This is a genomic window from Micromonospora sp. SD19, assembly GCF_054462275.1.
On sequence record NZ_JBTLMN010000006.1, the window covers coordinates 226,790 to 249,741 of the forward strand.

27 protein-coding genes are annotated in these 22,952 nt (G+C 71.7%); 14 read left to right on the forward strand and 13 right to left on the reverse strand.

The genetic code is table 11. The annotated features are described in order from the left end of the window. The first annotated feature begins 54 nt into the window (after positions 1-54). Complete coding sequence (locus ACX27O_RS21170) at positions 55-264, forward strand: hypothetical protein (RefSeq protein WP_030334989.1); 210 nt, start codon at positions 55-57, stop codon at positions 262-264. On the opposite strand, the gene ACX27O_RS21175 is transcribed toward ACX27O_RS21170, so the two are convergent. Continuing rightward, entirely contained in the window at positions 261-710 is a 450-nt protein-coding gene (locus tag ACX27O_RS21175; RefSeq protein WP_210860698.1) for a hypothetical protein, read from the reverse strand. The two genes, ACX27O_RS21170 and ACX27O_RS21175, sit on opposite strands and share 4 nt — an antisense overlap. 163 nt (positions 711-873) lie before the next feature. Between ACX27O_RS21175 and ACX27O_RS21180 the strand changes: the two genes are divergently transcribed. Continuing rightward, positions 874-1,227 carry a DUF6401 family natural product biosynthesis protein gene (locus tag ACX27O_RS21180; RefSeq protein WP_210860689.1) on the forward strand — a complete coding sequence of 118 codons (354 nt, stop codon included), beginning with the start codon at positions 874-876 and terminating at the stop codon, positions 1,225-1,227. Positions 1,228-1,300: 73 nt separating this feature from the next. On the opposite strand, the gene ACX27O_RS21185 is transcribed toward ACX27O_RS21180, so the two are convergent. Further along, positions 1,301-2,110, reverse strand: coding sequence for a mechanosensitive ion channel family protein (locus ACX27O_RS21185; RefSeq protein ID WP_051708712.1), 810 nt, complete (start codon positions 2,108-2,110; stop codon positions 1,301-1,303). Between the two features lie 198 nt (positions 2,111-2,308). On the opposite strand from ACX27O_RS21185, the gene ACX27O_RS21190 reads away from it, so the two are divergent. From ACX27O_RS21190 to ACX27O_RS21200, 3 genes are all read left to right on the forward strand, one after another. Next, entirely contained in the window at positions 2,309-4,438 is a 2,130-nt protein-coding gene (locus tag ACX27O_RS21190; RefSeq protein WP_030334997.1) for an ATP-binding SpoIIE family protein phosphatase, read from the forward strand. A 31-nt stretch (positions 4,439-4,469) separates the two neighbouring features. Further along, the gene (locus ACX27O_RS21195) at positions 4,470-5,147 is read left to right on the forward strand and encodes an HAD family hydrolase (RefSeq protein WP_030334999.1); all 678 of its coding nucleotides are present in this window, start codon (positions 4,470-4,472) and stop codon (positions 5,145-5,147) included. A gap of 106 nt (positions 5,148-5,253) precedes the next feature. Further along, positions 5,254-6,549 carry a cation:proton antiporter domain-containing protein gene (locus tag ACX27O_RS21200; protein ID WP_030335001.1) on the forward strand — a complete coding sequence of 432 codons (1,296 nt, stop codon included), beginning with the start codon at positions 5,254-5,256 and terminating at the stop codon, positions 6,547-6,549. Positions 6,550-6,625: 76 nt separating this feature from the next. Here the strand turns inward: ACX27O_RS21200 and ACX27O_RS21205 are convergent, their stop codons facing one another. Further along, positions 6,626-7,579: an NAD(P)/FAD-dependent oxidoreductase gene (locus ACX27O_RS21205; RefSeq protein ID WP_030335003.1), complete on the reverse strand. Its 954-nt coding sequence runs from the start codon at positions 7,577-7,579 to the stop codon at positions 6,626-6,628. An 84-nt stretch (positions 7,580-7,663) separates the two neighbouring features. Here ACX27O_RS21205 and ACX27O_RS21210 point away from each other — a divergent pair, with 84 nt between their 5' ends. Next, complete coding sequence (locus ACX27O_RS21210; RefSeq protein WP_030335005.1) at positions 7,664-7,876, forward strand: DUF3072 domain-containing protein; 213 nt, start codon at positions 7,664-7,666, stop codon at positions 7,874-7,876. Between the two features lie 9 nt (positions 7,877-7,885). Here the strand turns inward: ACX27O_RS21210 and ACX27O_RS21215 are convergent, their stop codons facing one another. Both ACX27O_RS21215 and ACX27O_RS21220 read right to left on the reverse strand, forming a co-directional pair. After that, complete coding sequence (locus tag ACX27O_RS21215) at positions 7,886-8,386, reverse strand: metallophosphoesterase family protein (RefSeq protein ID WP_458939951.1); 501 nt, start codon at positions 8,384-8,386, stop codon at positions 7,886-7,888. Between the two features lie 92 nt (positions 8,387-8,478). Beyond that, entirely contained in the window at positions 8,479-10,308 is a 1,830-nt protein-coding gene (locus tag ACX27O_RS21220) for a glycoside hydrolase family 15 protein (protein ID WP_458940015.1), read from the reverse strand. Positions 10,309-10,420: 112 nt separating this feature from the next. On the opposite strand from ACX27O_RS21220, the gene ACX27O_RS21225 reads away from it, so the two are divergent. Continuing rightward, a complete protein-coding gene (locus ACX27O_RS21225) occupies positions 10,421-11,011 on the forward strand; it encodes a general stress protein (RefSeq protein ID WP_458939952.1) in 591 nt (196 codons plus the stop codon). 45 nt (positions 11,012-11,056) lie between these two features. On the opposite strand, the gene ACX27O_RS21230 is transcribed toward ACX27O_RS21225, so the two are convergent. Continuing rightward, on the reverse strand, positions 11,057-11,644 hold the full coding sequence (locus ACX27O_RS21230) for a DUF1684 domain-containing protein (protein ID WP_458939953.1): 588 nt from the start codon (positions 11,642-11,644) through the stop codon (positions 11,057-11,059). 33 nt (positions 11,645-11,677) lie between these two features. Beyond that, a complete protein-coding gene (locus ACX27O_RS21235; protein ID WP_357595416.1) occupies positions 11,678-12,247 on the reverse strand; it encodes a TetR/AcrR family transcriptional regulator in 570 nt (189 codons plus the stop codon). Between the two features lie 48 nt (positions 12,248-12,295). Between ACX27O_RS21235 and ACX27O_RS21240 the strand changes: the two genes are divergently transcribed. Continuing rightward, the gene (locus ACX27O_RS21240; RefSeq protein WP_458939954.1) at positions 12,296-12,784 is read left to right on the forward strand and encodes an FBP domain-containing protein; all 489 of its coding nucleotides are present in this window, start codon (positions 12,296-12,298) and stop codon (positions 12,782-12,784) included. Positions 12,785-12,818: 34 nt separating this feature from the next. Here ACX27O_RS21240 and ACX27O_RS21245 read toward each other — a convergent pair whose 3' ends face one another. Next, complete coding sequence (locus ACX27O_RS21245) at positions 12,819-13,352, reverse strand: GNAT family N-acetyltransferase (protein ID WP_458939955.1); 534 nt, start codon at positions 13,350-13,352, stop codon at positions 12,819-12,821. A 157-nt stretch (positions 13,353-13,509) separates the two neighbouring features. Between ACX27O_RS21245 and ACX27O_RS21250 the strand changes: the two genes are divergently transcribed. Both ACX27O_RS21250 and ACX27O_RS21255 read left to right on the forward strand, forming a co-directional pair. Continuing rightward, complete coding sequence (locus ACX27O_RS21250; protein ID WP_458939956.1) at positions 13,510-13,992, forward strand: MarR family winged helix-turn-helix transcriptional regulator; 483 nt, start codon at positions 13,510-13,512, stop codon at positions 13,990-13,992. An 11-nt stretch (positions 13,993-14,003) separates the two neighbouring features. Continuing rightward, positions 14,004-14,990, forward strand: coding sequence for a pirin family protein (locus ACX27O_RS21255; protein WP_458939957.1), 987 nt, complete (start codon positions 14,004-14,006; stop codon positions 14,988-14,990). 63 nt (positions 14,991-15,053) lie between these two features. Here the strand turns inward: ACX27O_RS21255 and ACX27O_RS21260 are convergent, their stop codons facing one another. After that, positions 15,054-15,182 (reverse strand): hypothetical protein, encoded by a 129-nt coding sequence (locus ACX27O_RS21260; protein ID WP_285794172.1) that lies wholly within the window; start codon positions 15,180-15,182, stop codon positions 15,054-15,056. A 134-nt stretch (positions 15,183-15,316) separates the two neighbouring features. On the opposite strand from ACX27O_RS21260, the gene ACX27O_RS21265 reads away from it, so the two are divergent. Next, the gene (locus ACX27O_RS21265) at positions 15,317-16,906 is read left to right on the forward strand and encodes a phospholipase D family protein (RefSeq protein ID WP_458939958.1); all 1,590 of its coding nucleotides are present in this window, start codon (positions 15,317-15,319) and stop codon (positions 16,904-16,906) included. On the opposite strand, the gene ACX27O_RS21270 is transcribed toward ACX27O_RS21265, so the two are convergent. Then, on the reverse strand, positions 16,855-17,604 hold the full coding sequence (locus ACX27O_RS21270; RefSeq protein WP_458939959.1) for a hypothetical protein: 750 nt from the start codon (positions 17,602-17,604) through the stop codon (positions 16,855-16,857). The two genes, ACX27O_RS21265 and ACX27O_RS21270, sit on opposite strands and share 52 nt — an antisense overlap. A 377-nt stretch (positions 17,605-17,981) precedes the next feature. Between ACX27O_RS21270 and ACX27O_RS21275 the strand changes: the two genes are divergently transcribed. Next, positions 17,982-18,806 (forward strand): SigB/SigF/SigG family RNA polymerase sigma factor, encoded by an 825-nt coding sequence (locus tag ACX27O_RS21275; protein WP_030335027.1) that lies wholly within the window; start codon positions 17,982-17,984, stop codon positions 18,804-18,806. Positions 18,807-18,915: 109 nt separating this feature from the next. On the opposite strand, the gene ACX27O_RS21280 is transcribed toward ACX27O_RS21275, so the two are convergent. Genes ACX27O_RS21280 through ACX27O_RS21290 form a run of 3 tightly spaced genes read right to left on the reverse strand, consistent with a single transcriptional unit; the run spans position 18,916 to position 21,686 of the window. Beyond that, positions 18,916-19,506 carry a GNAT family N-acetyltransferase gene (locus tag ACX27O_RS21280; RefSeq protein ID WP_458939960.1) on the reverse strand — a complete coding sequence of 197 codons (591 nt, stop codon included), beginning with the start codon at positions 19,504-19,506 and terminating at the stop codon, positions 18,916-18,918. Beyond that, a complete protein-coding gene (locus ACX27O_RS21285) occupies positions 19,503-21,011 on the reverse strand; it encodes an APC family permease (RefSeq protein ID WP_458939961.1) in 1,509 nt (502 codons plus the stop codon). Before ACX27O_RS21285 ends, ACX27O_RS21280 begins: the two co-directional genes overlap by 4 nt. Before the next feature lie 48 nt (positions 21,012-21,059). Further along, a complete protein-coding gene (locus ACX27O_RS21290) occupies positions 21,060-21,686 on the reverse strand; it encodes a GOLPH3/VPS74 family protein (protein ID WP_458939962.1) in 627 nt (208 codons plus the stop codon). 141 nt (positions 21,687-21,827) lie between these two features. Here ACX27O_RS21290 and ACX27O_RS21295 point away from each other — a divergent pair, with 141 nt between their 5' ends. Beyond that, positions 21,828-22,694, forward strand: coding sequence for a helix-turn-helix domain-containing protein (locus tag ACX27O_RS21295; RefSeq protein WP_280940610.1), 867 nt, complete (start codon positions 21,828-21,830; stop codon positions 22,692-22,694). A gap of 41 nt (positions 22,695-22,735) precedes the next feature. Next, positions 22,736-22,936, forward strand: coding sequence for a DUF397 domain-containing protein (locus tag ACX27O_RS21300; protein ID WP_210863774.1), 201 nt, complete (start codon positions 22,736-22,738; stop codon positions 22,934-22,936). The last annotated feature ends 16 nt before the right edge of the window (positions 22,937-22,952 follow it).

The following is a 22,952-nucleotide window of genomic DNA, read 5'->3' on the forward strand; positions in this document are numbered from 1 at the left end:
AGAATCGGCCGATCGGAGGACGGCAAACCGGCGGGTTCGCGTAAGAATTTCGGGATGCATCAAGGCTCCGGAATCCTCTCCACGCGTCAGCGCCGGCTCGCCTGGCTCGGCTTCCTGCTCGCCGCGCTCCAGGCCCCCGTGTCCGCCTGGCTCGTCACCGACGAGTCGTGGCTGTTCAGCCTCTGCGTCGCGCTGATGGTGGCCACCGTGATCATCGCCGACGACGCGGCGCGGCGACGCCCCGCCGACGCGACCAGCGACTAGGTCCCACCGCCCGGCCGGGCCTCGTGGCCTGGCTGGCCCCGGCTGCGGCGGCGTTCCTTCATCTCCGCCTCGTACAGGTGGCGCCGCCCGCCCACCAGTTCGTCGCGGGCCTGCTGATCCAGCTCCCGGAACAACGCGTGGTAGCCGTCGTCGAAGTCCTCGACGATCTGGAACGTCCACCGTCCGGCGATGACGTTGCGGCCGCGCAGTTCCGTGCCGATCCGGTCGGCGAGGTGCGGGTGACCGGCGGCGCGGAACTGCTCCACCGCGTCGTCGAGCATCAGGTCGGCATGGCCGATCAACTGGTGCATCGAGTAGAGGTGCCCCCGGGCCCGCTCCACACACTCCAACGCCTCACTCAGCTTGCCGAGCGCCGCGACGGTGGCGTCGCTGACCCCGTCCGGCCGCTGGTGCCGCTCGTCGGGTCCGTCCGTCCGCTGTCCCATCCGTGCCTCCGTGCCGTGTGCCGCTGTCTGTGGGTGGTTCTCCTGCTGCCCCGTCTGTGCCGGATCAACCCCCCAGGTCAGCGGCGATCGCCCCAGTGGCGCAGGCGACATCCACCGAGCGGACGAGGCCGACGTGGTGACCGGTCGGTTAGCCTCGGTCACCATGCGTGTGCCGTTCAACCGGGTCGCCTCCCGTACCGCCGTCGACTCGGCGCGGTCCACCCTGGCCGCCCTCACCGTCTCCGTGGGCACTGTCGGGCTCGCCGCCGCCGCCACGCGACCGGGGCTGCTGGCCCAGGTCGACCAGCACGCGGCGGCCGTTCGGGACAGCCTCGACGGTGACCGCACGCCGCTGACCTCGGCGGCGCTCGCCGGCTACGCCGAGGGCGTGCGCGCCGCCGCCCTGGAGCACGGGTGGACGCCGCCCAGCGGGCCGGTGGACTGGAGCCACCCGGAGTGGCTGCTCACCCGCCTGCTCGCGGTCTGCGCGCTGGCGCGCGCACTCGACCGGGACTGACCCGACCCGCGAAGGGAGGGCGTCCCGCGTCGTACGCGGAACACCCTCCCCACCGTCGTGCCGTTACGCCCCGTTACGAACGGTACTGCTGGGCTTCGTCCACCCGAGGCATGGCCTGGGTGCGGTCACCCCCGCGGTCGGCCATCTGCCGCTCCACGTCACTACGCCCGGCCGACGCGGCCTGACGCTGCTGTTGCACCGCCCGGGCCTCCTGGGCCGCCCGGTGCAGCCAGCCGTCCCAGCGGTTCTGCATCGGCTTCACGAGACCACCGCCGACGCCGACGATCAGGATGCCGGCCACCGTGGCGAGCACCGCGATCAGCACCGGAGTGGTCACCGTGGTGGCGATACCCACCTGGTTCAGGGCGGCGATCACGCCGAGCGCGATGATGAAGATCGCCGTCAGATCGGCCAGGACCTTGCCGTACGAGAGCCCGCCCAGCGCCCCGGTGACCAGATCCCGCACCGCGTTGGCGATCGCCGCCGCCACCACCACGATGACGATCGCGATGAACGCACGCGGCAGCCAGGCCACCACGCCGCTGATCAGGTCACTGATCGCGTTGGGCCCCCAGACTCCGAAGGCGAACTGCAGCGTGAACAGCAGTACGGCGTAGTACGCCAGTCTGGCCAGAATGTCGCTGGCGTCGTACTTCGTTCTCTCCAGGGCCCGTTTGATGCCACCGCGTTCGACCGCCTGGTCGAAGCGCACCCGTTCCAGCACCGTATCCACGATCTTGAGGACGGCTCTGGCGATGAGCCAGCCGACCACGAGGATGACGATGAAGGCCACTGCCTTCGGGATGAAGAGCAGCACCGACCTCCAGGTGTCGGCGATGGCATCGCCGATGTCGGCCTGCCGGACCGCGAGGGTTTTCAGCATGATGTCCCTCCTGTCGCATGGACTGCGCCGGGCGCATACCCGGCAACCGGTCCGGCAGTCCGCGCAGCGCGCCGCGTTTTTTGCGACAGACCTCCGGACAGGGGCCCTGAACTGCCCGAACGGCCACCTCGACCGACGCGGCGACGGCCCGCCGCCGTGGTCGGATGCCTTTTCCGTCCGGCCGACTAGGCTGCGAACATGCCAGGAACGGTCGGACGGGTCCCCTCGCCAGCGACTCCGGGCCCGGACGCACCCACCGGGCCCGGCCCGGCTGTCGGCCTGCTGGCCCACGACTGGGCCGACACCCCGCTGGGCCCACCCGACGAGTGGGACGTCGCGGTGCGGGCCGTGGGGGAGATGATCCTCGCCTCGCCGATGCCGATGGCCCTGGCGTACGGCGACGATTTCGTCCTGCTCTACAACGCCGGTTACGCCGAGTTGCTGGGCAGCAAACACCCGAGCGCCTTCGGCCGCCCGGCCGCCGAGGTGTTCGCGGAGATCTGGGCCCTGCCCGGCGTCGGTGCGGTGATCGAGCGCTGCTACCGGCAGGGCGTGCCCTTCCTGGAGAAGGAGTCCACCCTGCCACTGGTGCGTGGGCACTCCGCGACGGTGGAACAGGCGGTCTTCACCAGGGGTTACTCGCCGGTCCGCGACAGCGCCGGGCAGATCGTCGGCGTGTTGACGGTGGCGGCCGAGACCACCCACGTCACCGGGCAGTTGCAGAGCCTCAGTGAGGTGGCCGCCGCGCTCGCCGGCACCCTCACCCTCGACGACGTGGCCCGGGTGGCGCTGCGGTACGCGATCACCACGTTCGACCCCGACCAGGCCGCGTTCGCTGTCGACGAGGGCGGCGGCGGCTGGCGCATGGTGCGTCGGGTCCGTGGCGAGTTGCTGGACGAGGCCGACGAGCGACTTCCCCCGCTCTGGCGGCGCGCGCCGGCGGACTGGCCGGCCCCCGTGGTGCAGGCGGCCCGGTCCGGCGGCCCGTCGTTCACCGGCGACGGGCAACCGCTGCGCGACACCGCCGTGGACCGCCACGACCAGAAGATCCGCGCGATGGCGGCCCTGCCGCTGGGCACCTCGGTGGTTCGCGGCGGGCTGGCGGTCGGCTACCAGGTTCCGCACACCTGGTCACCGGCCGAGCGGGCGCTGCTGGCCGCCTCGGCCGAGCTGATCGGCCAGGCTGCGGAGCGGGCCCGCCGGTTCGAGACCCAGCACGGCACGGCCCAACTGTTGCAGCGCAGCATGTTGCCGGAGCACCTGCCGGATCTGCCTCGGCTGCGGATCGCGGCCCGCTACGACCCGGGCGTGGACGGCAACGCGGCCGGCGGCGACTTCTACGACGCGTTCCTGCTGCCCAACGGCTCGCTCGGCGTGGTGCTGGGCGACGTCGCCGGGCACGACGTGCAGGCCGCCGCGCGGATGGGCCAGGTCCGGGCCGCGCTGCGCGCCCTGGCCCTGGCCGACCCGGCGCCCGACGTGGTCCTGGCCGGCCTGGACCGGCTGGTGACCAGCCTCGGCGCGGAGGCCGGCACCCACGAGCTGTTCGTGACGGTGGCGTTCGGGGTGATCGACGCGGAACGGCGGGAGCTGACGCTGTCCAGCGCCGGTCATCCCGCCCCGCTGATCCGCCGCGGCGATCCGGACGGCCGGTTCCACGCCGAGTACGTCGACGTGCCCGCCGGGCCGCCGCTGGGGCTGGGCGGTCGGCCGGGCACCACGACCGTGGCGTTCCGTCCCGGTGACACTCTGCTGCTGTTCAGCGACGGGGTGGTGGAGCGTCGCCGGCAGAGCCTGACCGTCGGGTTGACCACGCTGAGCGACGCCGTCGCCAAGGCCGGCAGTGGTGACCCGCGCGCGCTCTGCGCGGTGGCCACCGCTGCCCTCCCCGGTGGCACCGAGGACGACGTGGCCGTCCTGGCTGTCGAACACGCCCTCAAGCCGAGTCGTTCGGCGAGCATGGAGGTGCCGGCCGAACCGACCGCGCCCAGCCGGGTGCGGCACTGGCTGACCGGCCAGCTCACCGAGTGGCAGGTGCCCGAGTCGGTGATCGGGGCGGCGGTGCTCTGCACCAGCGAGCTGACCACCAACGCGTTGCTGCACGCCGGCACTGCCGCCCGGGTGGAGATCGACCTCAGCGCCGAGCGGTTGCTCGTCTCGGTCGCCGACTCCGGCACCCGGGGCACCGTGACCCGGGCCCGTACCGACACGTTGAGCAGTCGTGGCCGCGGCCTCGGCCTGATCGAGGAGCTCAGCGACGCCTGGGGCACCGATCCGTCGGTGCGCGGTTCCACCGTCTGGTTCGAGATCGTCACGCCGCAGCCCTGAGACCAGCCCCGGGAGGGGCAGGAGGACGCCCATGGCCACCGATCGCCTCGCCGGAGTCCTCTTCGATGTCGACGGCACCCTGGTCGACACCACCTACCTGCACACGGTGAGCTGGTGGGAGGCGTTACGGCAGACCGACCAGCCGGTGCCGATGGCGGTGGTGCACCGCTCGATCGGGATGGGTTCGGACAAACTCCTCGACCACCTGCTCGGCCCGGAGCGGGACCGCGCCGCCGACCAGAAGCTGCGCGACGCGCACGACACCCTCTACGCCGAGTACTGGGAACGGCTCACGCCGCTGCCCCGGGCGGCCGACCTGTTGCGGGCCTGCGCCGAGCGGGGGTTGCGGGTGGTGCTGGCCACCTCCGCCGCCGAGCACGAGGTGACGGCGTTGCGCCGGGCGCTGAACGCCGACGACGTGGTGGACACCGTCACCTCCTCGGCGGACGCGCGGGAGAGCAAGCCGGCACCAGACATTCTGGAGGCGGCGCTGGCGCAGTCCGGGTTGACCGCCGAGCGGGTGGTCTTCGTCGGCGACTCGGTCTGGGACGTCGCCGCGGCCGGCAAGTTGAACATCCCCTGTGTCGGGTTGACCTGCGGCGGCACCAGCCGCGGCGAGCTGGCCGGCGCGGGTGCCGTGGCGGTGTACGACGACCCGGCCGCGCTGCTGTCCGAACTGGCGGACTCGCCGCTCACCCGACCCCGGTGAGGATCGTTCCGGTTCACCGGCACCGACGCGCATAGCCGGAGCCCTTGCGGGGCAAGGTGTGTCACCACCTGCCCGCGCCCCGCGGGTGCGGCGGAGGGGTGGTGCCGTGGAGCCGGTTGATGTGGCGTTCGCGCTGGTGGGTGTGGGCGCTCTGCTCGCGGGCGTCCTGCCGCGGGTGCTGGAGCGCCGCCCACTGTCCATGCCGATCGCCTTTCTCGCCCTGGGCATGCTGGTGTTCCTGCTGCCTGTCGGGCTGCCGTCACCGGACCCGCTGGCCCACCCGGAGCTGGCCACCCACCTCACCGAGATCGGGGTGATCGTCGCGCTGATGGGCGCCGGCTTGAAGATCGACCGGCCGTTGAGTTGGCGGCGGTGGTCGTCCACCTGGCGGCTGCTGGTGATCGCGATGCCGCTGTGCATCGCGGCGGTGGCGGTGCTCGGCTGGTGGTGGGCGGGGCTGGTGCCGGCCGCCGCGCTGCTGCTGGGTGCCGCGCTGGCCCCCACCGATCCGGTGCTCGCCGCCGATGTGCAGGTCGGCGAGCCGACCGATGTGGAGGATTCCGAGGACGAGGTCCGCTTCGCGTTGACCTCCGAGGCCGGCCTCAACGACGGTCTGGCGTTCCCGTTCGTGTACGCCGCCATCGCCATCGCCTCGACCAGTCTCGCCCCGGGTGACTGGTTGGCCGAATGGTTCACGGTGGACGTCCTCTGGAAGGTCGGCATCGGCGTCGGCGGTGGGCTGCTGATCGGCTGGCTGCTCGGCAAGCTGTTCTTCCGCGCGCCCAGCGAGCTGCGGTTGGCCCGGCACGCCGAGGGCTTCCTGGCGCTAGCTGCCACGTTTCTGGCGTACGGGCTGGTGGAGGTGGTCGGTGGGTACGGCTTCCTGGCGGTGTTCGTGGCCGCCCGGGCGATCCGGGCCGCCGAGCGGACCCACGAGTTCCACTCGGTCCTGCACGACTTCGCCGAGCAGGTCGAACGGCTGCTCACCCTGGTGCTGTTGCTGCTGCTGGGCGGCGCGATCGTGGGTGGTCTGCTGGGCCCGCTGACCTGGCCGGCGGCCGCCGTCGGGCTGGCCCTGGTGTTCCTGGTGCGGCCGCTGATCGGCTGGTTGTCGCTGCGCGGCGCCCCGGGACGCCCGGCCGAGCACTGGGTCATCTCGTTGTTCGGCATTCGTGGCGTCGGCTCGTTCTACTACCTCGCGTACGCCACCACCAAGGCCGACTTCCCGCAGGCCGAGCTGCTCTGGGCGACCGTCGGGCTGGTCGTGCTCGTCTCCGTCGTGGTGCACGGCGTGGCGGCGACCCCGGTCATGCAACTGCTCGACCGGGAGGGAGAGCGGACCTCCGACCCGGCCGAGCGGGACGCCGACGCCCGGCCGGTCGCCGCGGCCGGGCACGCCTGAGCAGGCACCTCAGGCCCGCCGCCCACGCCGGCTCAGCCCAGCCTGAGCGCTCCTTCAGCCCAGCCTGAGCGCTGCTTCAGCCCAGCCGGGCGGCCAGCGCGCGGCCGAGGTCCCGACCGGAGCGCCAGGCGCTCTGCACCCGGGGCTTGCCGAACGCGTCACCGGCCAGGCCGATCCCGTCGGCATCGAGGTGGTAGGTGGCGTCGGCGGTGGCGTGGGTCGGCTTCGCGTACGTCCAGCGGTGCACGTGCACGTCGACGGCCTGTTCGGGCAGCCCGAGCAGGTCCCGGACGGCCTGCTCGATCGCCGGCCCGGCCCCGGTGGGTTGGGCCAAATGCCCGGCCGCGAACTCCGGCACCGTGTGCGCGACCAGCACCGGCGCGCCGTCACCTCGTCGGTCGCCGTCGTCGCAGACAAGGTTGAGGACCGGGTGCTCGTTGACGAACGCCCCCCGGAAGTCCGGCCAGCGCCGGTGCGGGAACCGCAGCACCGCGGCCAGGGTCGGCGACCACCGCTGCGCCTGCACCACCCGGGTGGCGTCGGTCAGGGCCGGGTCGAGCAGCAGGGCGGCCTGCGGGCCCGGCATGGCCAGGACGACCGCCGCGCACGACTCGCCGTCCACGACCGGGCCGGGCTCCACGCCGAGCACCAACCGGTCGACGGTCACCGGCACCGCGCCGGCCAGGTGCTCGACCAGCGACCGCAGCCCACCGGGGGCGGCGAAGCGCATCGGCCCGGTCACCTCGTGGTTCCCGCTCCGGTCGTACGCCCGGAAGGTGTCGGTCCACTCGCGGACCAGCCCGGCGGCGCGCCACCGCTCGACCAGTGCGACGAAGTCCGGGTCGGTGGCGGTGAAGTAGGCGGCGCCGATGTCCGCGGGACGCCCCTGGAAGCGTTTGCTGGCCATCCGGCCGCCGCGGACGTGCCCCCGCTCCCTGACCCGCACGGGCACCCCGGCCCGGGTCAACTCGACAGCACAGGCCACCCCGGCGATGCCCGCCCCGACCACCACGACGCCCGACCGGTCCATCCGATGATCGTAGGCGGTGACCGACGGGCATGAACCACGGCGATCGGGGTACTGGCACACCTGTTCGAAGAAAGGGTGATGATGATGACCGACCGCCGTAGCGAGGCCGACCAGAACGCCGCGATCAAGGACCCGGACGAGTGGGTCACCGGCGACGAACCGCCAACCGCCGCCCAGGAGTCCTACCTGAGCACGCTGGCCCGGGAGGCCCATGCCGACCTCCCGGACGACCTGACCAAGGCCGAGGCGTCCAAGCGCATCGACGAACTCCAGGCCGAGACGGGCCGGGGCCGGTAACCGGGGCGGTCAGGGGCGGGGCAGCGGGTGGAGCTGCACCTCGCTCAGCTCGCCCCTGTGCACGGTGGCCGTCAGGTAGGTGGCCTGGGGTTGGGCGCGGCGGTCGGTGGGTGAGCCCGGGTTGAGCAGGCGCAGCCCACCGGGCGCCACGCTGTCCCAGGGGATGTGTGAATGTCCGAAGACCAGCAGATCGACGTCGGGAAAGCGGGCCTCGCACCGCTTCTCCCGGCCGGTCCGTGGCCCGGTCTCGTGCACCACCGCGACCCGCAGACCGTCGAGCTCGACCCGGGCCACCTCGGGCAGCCGGGCGCGCAGCGCCGGGCCGTCGTTGTTGCCGTACACACCGATCAGTCGGCGCGAGCGCGCGGTCATGGCGTCGAGCAGTGTCTCGTCCACCCAGTCACCGGCGTGCACCACCACGTCGGCCGCCTCGATGGCCGCCCAGAGGGGCCCGGGTAGGTCCCGGGCCCGCTTCGGTACGTGGGTGTCCGCCGTGAGCACCAGCCGCATACCCGCATTGTCCCCCGGGCCCTGACCGTCCGCCCGGCGACGATGACCCACCGGCGCCACCGGGAGCAGCGACAGACCGGTGACGGCGCGGCTCAGCGTTGCATCGGGGAGAAGTACGCCGGGGGCATGCCGCTCTGCTGCACCGTCGGGTCCCGCTCGACGTCGGTCAGCACACCGGCCGCGTTGATCAGGCCGATGTGGGAGAACGCCTGGGGGAAGTTGCCCAGCTGCTCACCGGTCAACGGGTCGATCTGCTCGGCGAACAGGCCGAGGTCGTTGACCCGCTCCGCCAGCCGCCGGAACAACTCGTGCGCCCGATCCCGCTCACCGGCCAGCGCCAGGCAGCACACCAGCCAGAACGAGCAGATCAGAAACCCCGCCGGGTCGCCGTCCCAGCGTCGAAGCAGGCCGTCGTGGGACAGCCGCCGCTCCACCGCGCGGATCGTCGAACGCATCCGCGGGTCGCCGGCCGGCAGAAACCCGACCAGCGGCATCACCAACACCGACGCGTCCAGGTCGTCGGTCTCGAAACTCCCGGTGTACGACTGGAGCCGCTCGTTCCAGCCCCGCTCGAGCACCTCCGCGCGCACCGCGTCACGGGCGGCCGCCCAGCGGGCCACGTCCTGCGGCTCGCCGAGTGTGTCACCGAAGCGGACCGCCCGATCCAGGGCGACCCAGCACTGCACCTTCGAGGACACGTGGTGGTGCTGGATGCCGCGCTCCTCCCACATGCCCGCGTCGGGCAACGACCAGTCCCGCTCGGCCTGGTCGGCGAGCACCCGGAGCACGTGCCGCACCTCCGGGTCCAACGGCTCCAGCTTGTCGCGCATCAACCAGGCGGCGTCCATCGTCTCGCCGAAGATGTCGGTCTGCCGCTGCTGCCACGCGTCGTTGCCGATCACCACCGGTGGGCTGTCGCGGTAGCCGCCGAGCTGTTCCAGTCGGTGCTCGGTGAGGTCCCGCTCCCCCAGCACCCCGTACATGATGGGCACCGGCCGGTCGTCGACGCGACCCATCGCCCGGCCCAACCAGGCGAACTGCCGCTGGACCTCGTCCAGGCACGCGGTCCGCCACAACGCCCGCAGGGTCAGGCTGAAGTCGCGCACCCAGACGTAGCGGTAGTCGTAGTTGCGGTCCCCGCCGAGCTTCTCCGGCAGCGACGTGGTCACCGAGGCCACCACAGCGCCGCTGGGCCGGTACGTCATGCCCTGCACCACCAGCCGGCTGCGCCGCACCTGGTCGGCGTAGAGCCCGTCGTACGGGTGTTCGTCCGACCAGGAGCGCCAGCCGGCGACGGTGTCGGCGATGGTCTGATCGGCGTCCGGCACCTCGGGCAGCGGAGCGTCGTAGGTCGGGGCGTACCCGAGGGTGAAGGTGTGTTTCGTGCCGGCGCGGGCGGTGAACGTCCCGGTGGCCTCTCCGTCGCCGGTGGTCAACCGCACGCTGGCGCGCAGGGTGAGTCGGGCGGCCCCGGCGATGGCCTCCAGCATGTCCTCCCGCTCGATCAGGTACGCGACGGTGCGGCCGTACTCGAAGCGCGGCCGGTAGTGCACCCGCATCGGCACCGAACCGGACAGCCCTTCCACCGAACGGACCAGCACCTGCGGCGAGCGCAGGCCGATGTCGTGACCGCGCGAGCCGGGCTCGAAGGCCAGCGCGTCGGTCAGCGCGACCTCCCCCTTCTCGGTGCGGAAGACCGTTCGCAGCACCAGGGTGTCGTCGAGGTAGCTGCGGTCGACGCGGTAGTCGCCCTCGGGCTGGATGGACCAGTGCCCGGCGTTGTCGTCGAGCAGCCGCGCGAACACCGACGGGGCGTCGAACCGTCCCGGGCACCACCAGTTCACCGAGCCCGCGGGGTCCACCAGCGCCGCGCTGCGGCCGTCGGCGAGGAAACCGTAGTCGCTGATCTGTCCGCTCTCCACCTGGCTGCCTACCCGGGCTGTCAGGTGGCATTCCCCTGCCGCCGAGACGGCGCCGGCCGCGTTACCGGTCGGCCTGGCGGGGAACGCGGGGAGCTGACGAGGGAGGATGCTCATGACGTCAGCTTCGGGGCCGGCCGCCGCCTGGCGGCCCGGCACACAGGGTGGCGACCTGCTTCCATCCGGGCCGGCCGGCCGCCCGTCGACACCGGCCGGGGACGGCCACGGGCCGCAGACCGGCCCGCCGACCGTGACGATCGGCTCGTACCCGGACTATCCGAGCGCGCAGCGGGTCGTCGACTATCTGGCCGACAACCGCTTTCCGGTGGAGCACAGCGCCATCGTCGGCACCAACCTCACCCTGGTGGAGACGGTGCTCGGGCGCATGACCACCGGTCGGGCCGGTCTGCTCGGCGCGGGCACCGGCGCCTGGTTCGGGCTCTTCATCGGCCTGTTGTTCGGCATCTTCACCGTCGGCAACTGGCTGGCGGTGATCCTGGTCGGGCTGGTCATCGGTGCGATCTGGGGTGCCGTGTTCGGTGCGGTGGCGCACGCCATGACGGGCGGGCAGCGGGACTTCACCTCGGCCAGCTCACTGCGGGCCGGTCAGTACGCGGTGACAGTCGACGCCCAGCTCGCCGACCAGGCGCGACAGCTGCTCGGTCGGATGCAGATGCCCGGTTCTCCGGCGGCGAACGCCCGCTGAGCGAACGATCGACCGGCCGTCCCGGCAGCTACGCCGGGCGGCCGGTCAGTCGTGGTACGCCATCTCGCCGGCGCGCAGTGGCACGTCGACCCGGTTCTCCGGGGGCGCCAGCGGGCAGGCCCAGCGGTCGTCGTAGGCGCAGCTGGGGTTGTAGAGGTAGTTCGCGTCGAGCCGGACCCGGTCGCCGGGCAGCAGCTCGACACCGCGACCGAAGGTGCCCTTCACCGTGTCGGTGAGGTACCGCCCACCCCCGTAGCTCTCCCGCCCGCAGGTGCCGTCGCGCAGCGGAACGAACAGCCCACCCCCGTACGCCTCGATCCACCAGAGGGTCAACGGCCCCCACGGCGTCTCGGCCACCGCGACCCGGCGGTACGCGACCACCCCGTCCGGGCCACCGGTGTCGATGCGCAGCTCGCCGCTGGCCGGGCGCAGCGGCGCCTCGACCACGGCCTCGGGATTGGGCGGGAAGTAGCGCACCCCGGGAAAGTCGGGCCGCTGCGCCGCGGGGATCGGGCTCTGCGGGTGGGTGGCGAAGAGTTCGTCGCGGCCGGCCCGGAAGCCCTCCAGGTCGACGTCGGACAGGTACAGCCGGGCGACCCGCTCCCGCCAGTCGGCCAACTCCAGATCATCCACAGCACCGAGCCTATGCCGTGCCGCCACGGCAGCTCAGCGCGGTGGCCAGTTGGTGAGCACGGCGTCGAGGGCGTCCAGGGTGCGCGACCACGAGTCGTCGGTGGGGCGCGGGGTGTGCCGGAACCCGCCGCTCCGCTCCAGGCTCACGAACCCGTGGAACGTGCTGTGCATCATCCGCACCGCGTCGGTCTGGTCGGGCTCGGAGAGTCGATAGCCGCGCAGGATCGCCCGGGTCATCTCGGCGTGCCGGACGCCCGCGCTCGCGGCGGCGGTCTCCGGGTCGAGGTCGATCTGCATGGCGGCGTACCGGCCCGGGTGCTCGCGCGCATAGTCGCGGTACGCGTTGGCGAACGCCACCAGCGCGTCCTTGCCGGCCCGCCCGGCGAGCGCGTCGGCGACCCGGTCGGCCAGCTCCGCCAGCGCCAGCAGAGCGATCCTGACCCGCAGCTCGTGCGCGTTCCTCAGGTGGAAGTACAGGCTGGCGTCCTTCACCCCGAACTGGCGGGCGAGCGCGGCGATCGTGACGTTCTCCACGCCCACCTCGTCGGCCAGCTCGGCTGCGGCCAGCGTCAGGCGCTCGGCGGTCACCCCGGCACGTGCCATCCAACACACCCCTCTAGCTTTTTGCCTAATAGGACTAGGCTGGCACCTATGTTAGCCCCTACCGAGTCCGCCATCCGCGCCTCCTTCGTCAACACCACCCAGGGCGAGGCGAAGCGGCTGGCCCTACCACATGATCTTGAGGCGCGATCCTGGAGCGACCTCGACTTCCTCGGCTGGCGGGACCCCGCCGCGCCGCAGCGGGCCTATCTCGTCACCGAGACCGACGGCGAGCTGGTCGGAGTGGCGCTGCGGGTCGCGCCGCAGCAGACCGGGCGGGTACGACGCAGCATGTGCTCGCTCTGCCTGACCACGCACACCGGCGACGGTGTGTCGCTGATGACCGCGCGCAAGGCCGGTTCCGGCGGACGGCAGGGCAACTCGGTGGGCGTCTACGTCTGCTCCGACCTGCCCTGCTCGCTCTACCTGCGGGGCAAGAAGCACGCCGGGCCCCGCATGCACGAGACGTTGACCCTGGCGGAGAAGATCGACCGCACCAGGGCCACCCTCACGGCGTTCCTCCGCAAGGTCACCGACTGAGGGTTCGCGCCGGCAGCGGCCGGCCCGTCCCCGGCTAGCGGTCGGTGGCGAGGCGGGCGTGCAGGTGCTCGTCGTAGCGGCGGCCGTCGCCGTACCGGTACGACTCGCGCAGGGTCCCCTCGGCCGGGTAGCCGGCCCGCTCGGCGACCCGGCAGGACGCCGGGTTGGCCACCGCGTGGCACAGCTCCACCCGGTGCAGCCCGAGGTCCGCGAACGCCCAGTCGGTGAGCCGGACGACGGCGCGCAGCGCCACGTGACGCCCGCGCGCCGCCGGCGCTGTCCAGTAGCCGATGGAGGCGTCGCCGTGCCGGATGTGGTGCAGCGACACCGAACCCAGCAGCTCGCCGTCGACCGCCGAGGTCACCGCCAGGGAGGCGTGGTCCCCGGCGGACCAGTCGGCGCGGCGACGTACCCAGAGCAAGGCCACCTCGTCGTCGATCAGGCCGTCACCCTGCGGGTTCCACTGGGCGATGGCCGGGTCGCGAAGAGCGTCGCGCACGGCCGGAGCGTCCTCGTCCCGCCAGGGGCGCAGCAACAGCTCGCCGGCGGCGAGTTCCACGTGTTCCACGAGGCCGGAGTCTGGCACACCGCAGGGCCTCCGCACCGCCGGATTACCCCAGCTTTCCTTCAAAACTGCATGAGTTGCTCGTAAGACGTGCGGAAAGTGACCCAGACAACGCCCAACCTCAGTAGTTAAATTTTGAAGTAGTGCTATCGTCGTGGGCATGACGGAGAGCCTGGACAGCACCCGAGAGGCCGCCTGGCGTGCCTACATCGAGGCCAGCCAGCGTCTCTACACACAGTTGGAAGAGGAACTGCGGGCCGACAGCGACCTGAGTTTCGCCGACTACCACGTGTTGGTCCTGCTCTCCGAGGCACCGGGGCAGCGGCTCCGGATGGGCGAGCTGGCGAGCCGGTTGATCTTCTCGCCCAGCCGCCTCACCTACCAGGTCTCCTCCATGCAGCGTCGTGGCCTGGTCAGCAAGGAGCCCTGCCCGGACGACCGGCGCGGCAGCGAGGCGGTGCTCACCGCGGCCGGGCTGCTCGCGCTACGGGAAGCCGCACCCCACCATCTGGCGTCGGTGCGCACCCATCTGATGGACGACCTCGACGATGCCGAGATCGCCTGCCTCACCCGGGTCTTCGATCGGCTCGGCGAGCGCCTGCGGGCATCGCGGGACGGCTCGACCACCCCTGCCCCACGTTAGGAGCCTTCGACATGCCCGCGATCACCGTTGACAATGTTCTCGTCCTGCCCCGCCTGCCTCGACTCGACGAGGCCGCCACGATCCGACCGGTCCGCACGGTGACCACCGCGCCCAGCGGCTTCGAGGGTGAGGGCTTCCCGGTCCGCCGCGCCTTCGCCGGGGTGTCGACCACCGACCTGGACCCGTTCATCCACCTCGACCAGATGGGCGAGGTCGACTACGCGCCGGGCGAGCCCAAGGGAACACCGTGGCACCCGCACCGCGGCTTCGAAACCGTCACGTACATCATCGACGGCGTCTTCGACCACCAGGACTCCAACGGCGGTGGCGGCACCATCACCGACGGCGACACCCAGTGGATGACAGCGGGCAGCGGCCTGCTGCACATCGAGGCCCCACCCGAGCACCTGGTGGTCAGCGGCGGGCTCTTCCACGGCACCCAGCTGTGGGTCAACCTGCCCCGCTCGGCCAAGATGAACCCGCCCCGCTACCAGGACATCCGGGGACGCGAGTCGGCGCTGCTCACCACGCCCGACGGCGGCGCGCTGATCCGGGTCATCGCTGGCGAGGTCGCCGGGCACCGCGGCCCAGGTTCGACCTTCACCCCGATCACCATCACGCACGTCACCGTGCAGCCGGGCGCGCAGGTCGACCTGCCCTGGCGGCCCGACTTCAACGCCCTGGTGTACGTGCTGGGCGGTCGCGGCACCGTCGGCGTCGACCGGCGGCCGGTGCGTACCGGCCAGCTCGCGGTGCACGGCCCGGGTGACGCGCTGCGGTTCAGCGCCAACACCACGCAGGACAGCAACACCCCGGCGCTGGACCTCTACATCATGGGTGGTCAGCCGATCCGGGAGCCGGTGGCACAGTACGGCCCGTTCGTGATGAACACCCGCGACGAGCTGCTCAAGGCGTTCGAGGACTTCAAGGCCGGCCGCCTCGGCGTGATCCCCACCGAGCGGCTCCCGCACACCGGCGGCCAGGGCGGCCGGCCCTGACCACGATCGACCGCTGAGATCGGCGCCGACGCCTCCGGTTCACCCGGGGGCGTCGGCGCCGTCTCAGGAGACCGCAAAAATCCCGGCCACACCCAGAATCACCATCACCAACACCGCTACCAGCGCACCCCGCTCGCTCTCCACCGCCGGCTCGCGGTTGTCGGTCATGGGGTTCGTCGTGTCGCGGGGCATCGTGTGGCCTCCTCGGCTGTTGTCGCGTCACTTGCGATGGCGTTGGCCAGGTCACCGCTCGGTTCGCCTGGCGTGCGGACCCGCGGCGGGGGTCCTACCGTGAGGACGTTGCCGACCTCCAGGAGGGCTGGACGGTGCCGTTGCAGGACTGGTTTCTCACCGCGGAGGAACGCGCCAACCCGGTCTCTGGCATACCCGTGTGGACCACGGGAAACCTCGCCGAGCCGTTGATTCACGGTGTCGCCTACTTCGACCGGCTGGTCGACGAGGTCGAGGCGCTGGGCGCCGGGGACCACCTGTTCTTCACCGACTGGCGGGGTGACCCGGACCAGCTGCTGCGCCCGGACGGCCCGACAGTGGCCCAGCTCTTCGCGCAGGCCGCCCAACGCGGCGTGGTGGTCAAGGGGTTGATCTGGCGGTCGCACCTCGATGTCCTGGCGTACAGCGAGGCGGAGAACCGCGACCTCAGCGAGACGGTCTCGGCCGCCGGCGGGGAGGTACTGCTGGACCAACGGGTCCGGCGCGGCGGCTCGCACCACCAGAAGCTCGTGGTGCTGCGCCACCCGGGCGCACCCGAGCGGGACATCGCCTTCGCCGGCGGGATCGACCTGTGCCACAGCCGCCGCGACGACGCCGCGCACCACGGGGATCCGCAGCCGGTGCAGATGTCCCAGCGGTACGGCCCCAATCCGCCCTGGCACGACGTGCAGCTCGCGGTGCGCGGCCCGGTGGTCGGCGCGTTGGACACCCTGTTCCGGGAACGCTGGACGGACCCGATGCCGCTGGACTCGGAGAACCCGATGGCCTACCTGCGGGATCGACTGAGCGGCTCGGACCTGCGCCCCGACCCGCTGCCCGAGCAGCCGGCGGATCCGCCGCCCTGCGGTCCGCACCAGATCCAGGTCCTGCGCACCTATCCGGCCGTCCGTCCCCGCTACTCGTTCGCACCGGACGGGGAGCGGACCGTGGCCCGGGGTTACACCAAGGCGGTCCGTCGCGCCCGCCGACTCATCTACCTGGAGGACCAGTACCTCTGGTCGGCCGAGGTCGCCGACCTGTTCGCGCACGCGCTGCGGGACAACCCGGAGTTGCACCTGATCGCCGTCGTTCCCCGCCACCCCGACGTGGACGGCAAACTGGCGTTGCCGCCGAACATGGTCGGGCGCGAGCAGGCGCTGTCGCTGTGTGAACGGGCCGCACCGGACCGGGTGCACGTGTTCGACGTGGAGAACCAGGCCGGCGGCCCGGTCTACGTGCACGCCAAGGTGTGTGTGGTCGACGACGTCTGGGCGAGTGTCGGCAGCGACAACTTCAACCGGCGGTCCTGGACGCACGACAGCGAGTTGTCCTGCGCAGTGCTCGACGAGACGCCGGACCAGCGGGAGCCCACCGACCCGGCGGGGCGGGGTGACGGCGCGCGCAGCTTCGCCCGGGACCTGCGACTGCGGCTGTGGCGCGAGCACCTGGACCGTGACCCGGACGGCCGGGACGACGCGGACCTGCTGGACCCGGCGGACGCCGTCGCGGCTGTCACCGCCGCCGCCGACGCACTACAGCGGTGGTACGACGACGGCCAGGTGGGTGACCGGCCGCCCGGGCGACTGCGCCCGCACCGCCCCGAACGGCTGCCGTGGTACACCAGGGCGTGGGCGCTGCCGGTGTACCGGTTGGTCTACGACCCGGACGGCAGGCCGCTGCGCGCGAGGCTGGCTGGCACCTGGTGAACTGGCCGGGTCGGCTCGGGGGCGGGGGCCCGGTACACGTTCAGCCCACCGGGGTAGGCGAACGACGAGCGCGGTGAGTAGTAGCCGAAGCCGATGGTCAGCGGGTTGGCCGGGCGCAGCGCGTACATCGGGTGGCCGCGCTGGAGGAACTCCACCGACTCGATCTCGAACGGGGCGACCGGCTCGGCGATGAACGGGTAGGCCGAGCTGAGCAGTTGGCCGTCGCGTCGGGTGAAGTAGCGGTGGTGCCCACTGCTGATCGCATGCCCGGTCTCCCCCACCCGGCACCGCGCCTGGATCACCGTCGTGCCGTCGATCTCCGTCTCGGCGAGCAGGTCCTCGCCGGTCACCTCGATCCGGGTGCGCCCGGCGAACACCGGCGCGCCGCGGGCGACAGCGTACTCACGCACCAGCCGGCTGGAGGCCACGTAGTGGGTCCACCAGCCACCCGCGTTGAGGCCGCCGGGCGCGTCGACGCCCAGCAGCGAGACGCCGAGGTAGGTCAGCGAGTACGCGCCGAAGCCGGAGGTCTGCGTCTCGTCGTCGACGACGTACTGGTTGAGGAAGACCTGCCGGTCGGGGCGGGGGCAGAGCCCCGGCGGGACCAGGGCGGCGACGGCGTCGGGATCCGCCGGCAGCCAGCTGAAGTAGAGGGTGCGGCTGTTCACGACGAGCTGGGGAGCGGCTGGATCGAGCACGGTGCCTCCGAACCGGGTGTGTACAGGCGACGCTACGGCCGGTCCCGCCAACGGGACAAGGACGGATAGTCGACACTCCGGCCGACTTGTCGGATTTTGTGTTGACCAGTCGACGTGGCCCGGGGGCCGATCGGTGGAGCCGGTCGGACGGCCGGGCAGCGCATTTGGGGCCGAGAAAGCGGGTAAGGCTCCTCACAGCGACCTCAACTTCCTGCCCTTCTGTCCGTTTTGTCATCCGACATCCCTTAAGTACATCAACCTTTCGGCTAGATTTCGGGGAGACGATCAGGTTAAGGTGACTCCCGAACGGCCTATTGGAACTTAAACCAAAGCGTCACGTCTCTTTGTCCGTGGACGAGGTGCAGGGAGGACCACCCATGACCGCGCCAACGATCACCGAGCAGCCGAGCACCGCCGCCAAGGCGAGCGCCAAGCTCGACCCACGCGCTCTCACCGACAGCGCTGCCGACGTGCTCAACGCGATGGCGGCGCTGCCCGCCAACCACCCGTCGCGCCCCGCGCTGCGAGACCGGGCGATCGAGGCGTGGCTGCCGCTCGCCAATCACCTGGCCCACCGCTACAGCGGGCGCGGCGAGCCGAACGACGACCTGGCGCAGACCGCCGCGATCGGCCTGATCAAGGCCATCGACAAGTTCGACCCCTCGCGCGGTGTCGACTTCGCCGGTTACGCGATCCCCACCATCATCGGCGAGCTCAAGCGCCACTTCCGCGACCGCACCTGGGACATCCGGGTGCCCCGCCGGCTCCAGGAGCTGCGGCTGGCCATCTCCGACGCCAACAGCTCGCTGCTGCAGACCCTCGGCCGCTCGCCGACGGTCGCCGACATCGCCGCGCACCTCAAGCTCACCGAGGAAGAGGTGCTGGAGGGCCTGGAGGGCGCCCGCGCGTACAACGCGGTGTCGCTGTCCACCCCGACCGGCGACGGCGAGCGCGCCACCGAGCTGGGCGACATGCTCGGCGGCGAGGACAGCGAGTTCGAGCTGGCTGAGCTGCGGGTCGCCCTCGGCCCGGCGCTGGCCACCCTCGACGAGCGCGAGCAGAAGATCCTCACCCTGCGCTTCTACGGCAACCTGACCCAGTCGCAGATCGCCGACCAGATCGGCGTCTCGCAGATGCACGTCTCGCGGCTGCTGACCCGGGCGCTGACCAAGCTGCGCGGCCAGCTCGACGGCACGTACTGACCGGTTCACGCCAGCAGGGCCGGGTCCGATGGACCCGGCCCTGCTGGCTGTCCGGGGTCGTCACGTCAACGTGACAGTGCGATCCGTGTCGTGCCGGTCGCCGGGCGGGTCAGCGGCTGACCGGCTCCCGCCACATCGGCCAGAACGGCGTGCCGTCGGGCACCCGGAACGGCTCGCCGGCCAGATAGCCGTGCTTCGCGTACAGGTCCCGGCTGCGCGGGCTGCTCGCCTCCAGGTACGCCGGCATCCCGTTGGCGTCCAGCCAGGCGTGGTGGTGGCGCATCAACGCGCTACCCAACCCCTGCCCCTGCCGGCCCGGCTGGGTCGCCAGGAACGCGAGGTGGTGGTGATCCGGATGCGGATGGTTCGCCGCGAACAGCTCGTCGAGGTGCTGGAACCGGTCGGTCCACTCGCCGCAGGCGGCGGCCAGTCGGGCGTCGTAGTCCGCCGGCGGCGGCACCGGCTCGCCGACCGACGGGAACCAGACGGCGACCGAGGCGCGATCCGCCGTGGCGTGCACCATGCCGTGCCGCATCGCGTGCTCGACCAGGATCTCGAAGTCCCCGGCCAGCACTGCCTCCCGCTTACTCGCGTCCGGGACCAGCCACGTCGTCACCTCCAGGACGATGAACGCCTCGGCGATCCGACCTGCCACGAGGCTGGTCTCCTCCGGTCCGAGCCGCTCGATGACCACGCTCATCGGGTCACCTCCACGGCCGGAGCCTCCGGCTTGACGGCCGCGGCGGCGCTCGCGGCCCCCAGGCCGATCCGGGCGTACGTGTCCGGGCGGTTGCTGCGCAGCAGCAGGGCCCAGCCGATGCCCAGCAGGGCGGCCACCGGGTACGCGGCGGGCAGCGCCCAACGCAGCGTCGAGTCCGGCGCGACGCCGAGCAGGTTGGCGAAGTTCGACACGGCCAACCAGATGATCACGACGAGCGCGATGGTGGCCAGGCCGGGCGCGATGGCCCGTCGCCAGAGGTTCTCGCCCCCGGCGGAGCGGGCGAAGTAGGCGATGACCGCCACCGAGGTCGTGGCGATCAACAGCAGGACGCCGAAACCGCCGGTGGTGCCGACCCAGAAGAACAACTGGACCACCGGATCCCAGCCGTTGACCGCGTACAGCAGGATGACCAGCAGTCCGAGGACGCTCTGCGCCACCGAGGCGGCACGCGGCGCGCCGGTGCGGGCCGAGGTCTGCCCGAACACCGCCGGCAGCACCCGCTCCCGACCGAGCGCGAAGGTGTAGCGGGCCGTGGTGTTGTGGAACGAGATCATCGCGGCGAGCACCGAGGTCAGGAAGAGCACCTGCCCGATGGTGACCGCGGTGTCGCCGAGGTGCGCGGCGGCCAGGTTGAAGATGAGCCCGACGCTCTGCTCGCCGGCCTCGGCGACGATCTGGTCCTGCCCGACCGCGACGGTCATGGTCCAGGACGACAGCGCGTACAGCCCGGCGATGATCGCGACCGAGAGGTAGGTGGCCAGCGGCACCGTCCGCTTCGGGTCCTTGCTCTCCTCGCTGAAGACCACCGCCGACTCGAAGCCGACGAAGCCGAGGACGGCGAGCACCAGCACCGCGCCGACACCCGGCACGAAGAGGTTGTCCGGCGAGAACGGGGCGAAGCTGACCCCACCCTCGGCCGGGTTGCCGAGCTGTCCCAGGTCGAAGACGAGGACCACCACGATTTCGGCGACCAGCAGCGCGGCCAGGACCATGCCGTTGAGGTCGACCCGGAGCAGGCCGAGCAGGCCGACCAACGCCCACGCCACCAGGGCCACGACGGCCCAGTGCGGGTGCCCGCCGAAGATCCGGTCGAGCACCGGTTCGGCCGCCACGCCGATGGTGCCGTACAGCCCGACCTGCAGCGCGTTGTACGCGATCAGCGCGACCCAGGCGGCGCCCACACCGGCCGGTCGGCCGAGGCCACGGGAGACGTAGGCGTAGAAGGCGCCGGCGTTCTCCACCCGGCGCGACATCGCCACGTAGCCCACCGAGAAGAGCGCGAGCACCGCGGCGATCAGCAGGAAGGCCAGCGGGATGCCGGTCACCCCGATGACGCCGTAGCCGGTGGTGACGACGCCGGCGACCACTGTCAGCGGCGCGGCGGCGGAGAGGACGAAGAAGATGACCGACGGGATGCCGAGACGGCCTCGGGCCAGGGCTTCGGAGACGTTGCTGGGTCGGTCGACTGTCGATGTCGGGGGCATACGACTACTCCGGTTGTCGAGGGGAGGGATGGGGGTTACCGGGACGGGTCAGGGGATGCCGCGCAGCACGGCGGCGCCGACGGCGGCCTCGGTGTGCCCGACGAGTTCCTTGAGCGGGGCCGGCAGCGCGGGGATGAGGACGTTCAACCGGTGATGCGCCCGGGGGCCGGCGCTCCACAGCACCTCGCGGGTCAGCCCGGCGGCCACGACCAGGCCGAGCAGCAGCGCGTCCGGCACGCCCGGCGGGTCCGGCCGGTCCAGCAGGGCCCGCAGCCGGGTGGCCGGCCAGGCCACCGCGTTGAGGTCGATCGGCAGGTAGGTGACTGTGGTACGCAGCAGCCGGCGGCTCTCCTGCCGGCGCAGCACCCCGGCGCGGGCCAGCCGCTCCCCCACCGACGTCGTGGCGCTCTGCGCCAGGAAACTCAGCCAGGTGCGCAACTCCCGGTGCTGGGACTCGCCGACCAACTGGTCCAGCACGGTGTGCGCCAGGGCATCGGCCGGCGGACGCCGGTCGATGACGGAGATCTGCCCGGCCGTGACGGTGATGTGTCCATAAAGGATCAGCTCGCCGAGGAGCCCGCCGGCCAGCCCGAGCCCGGTCGCCGCCGGGTGCAGTTTGGCTTTGCCGCGACTGTCGTTGTGCGCGATCAGGAAGAACTCGTCGGCGATGAGCAACGGTCCTCCCGCACAGGTGTGTCCACAGTGATCGCGACCGGGAAAGGATGCACCCACAGCTACTGCAACGCAACTCCCAGATTTGAAAGTTGCACTCCGTGCATATGCGACCTGCGGATCTTGTCGTGGCAGACTCGGACGGTGACCGCCACTCCCGCCATCCGACCCGCTGCCAGCCCGACCGTCCGGCGACGCCGCATCGCGCGGGAACTCCGCCAACTTCGGGAACGCGCGGGCATGACCCTCGATGTGGCCGCCCGTCAGCTCGACATGTCGAAGAGCAACCTCTCCCGGATCGAAACCGCGCAGATCGGCATCAAGCCACGCGACGTGCGGGCCGCCCTCGCGCTCTACGAGGTGACCGGTTCGGATGCCGAGGCGCTCATCGAGATCGCCCGAGGTGCCCAACAGCGGGGCTGGTGGCAGAACTACAGCGACGTGCTCCCCGAGTGGTTCGAGTTCTACGTCGGGCTGGAGGCCGAGGCGGCGACGCTGCGCACGTACGAGGCCGAGTCGGTGCCCGGACTGCTGCAGACCGAGGCGTACGCCCGGGAGATCTTCCGGCGTACCGCTGGTGAGGACGGGTTGGAGCGCAAGGTCGCCGCCCGACTGCGCCGGCAGGAGGTGCTGCGCCGCGACGACCCGGTCGACCTGTCGGTGGTGATCAATGAGGCGGTGCTGCTGCGCCCGGTCGGCGGCACCGCGGTGATGGCCGAACAACTGATCCACATGAGCCGGATCGCGCAACTACCCAACGTGACAATTCAGGTACTTCCGTTCGCGGCCGGCGGACATCCGGCGATGAGCACCCCGTACGTGATCCTCCACTTTGCCGACGCCGGCGACGCGTCAGTGGTTTACCTGGATAACCTCACGATGGGGCTGGCTCTGGAGGAAGCCGATCATGTGCTCGGGTATAGCCTTCTGCACGAGGAGCTGTGCCGGATGGCGCTCGATCCGGCGGCGTCGTTGACCCGTCTTGAGCATGCTTCTCGTAACTTTGCGTGACCGCTCCTGCGGCACGCCGACGCAGACGAGAGGTACCGCGGATGACGGCGTACGACCTGACCCGAGCGGACTGGCGCACCAGCACGCGCAGCAGCGGCAACGGCAACTGCGTGGAGGTCGCGACAGTCGACGGTCAGGTCGCCGTCCGGGACAGCAAGGACCGCTCCGGCCCGGTGCTCGCCTTCGGTGCGGCGCCCTGGCAGGCCTTCGTACGCGGCGTCGGCGAGGTCCGTCGCCCCTGACCCACCCGGGCCGGTG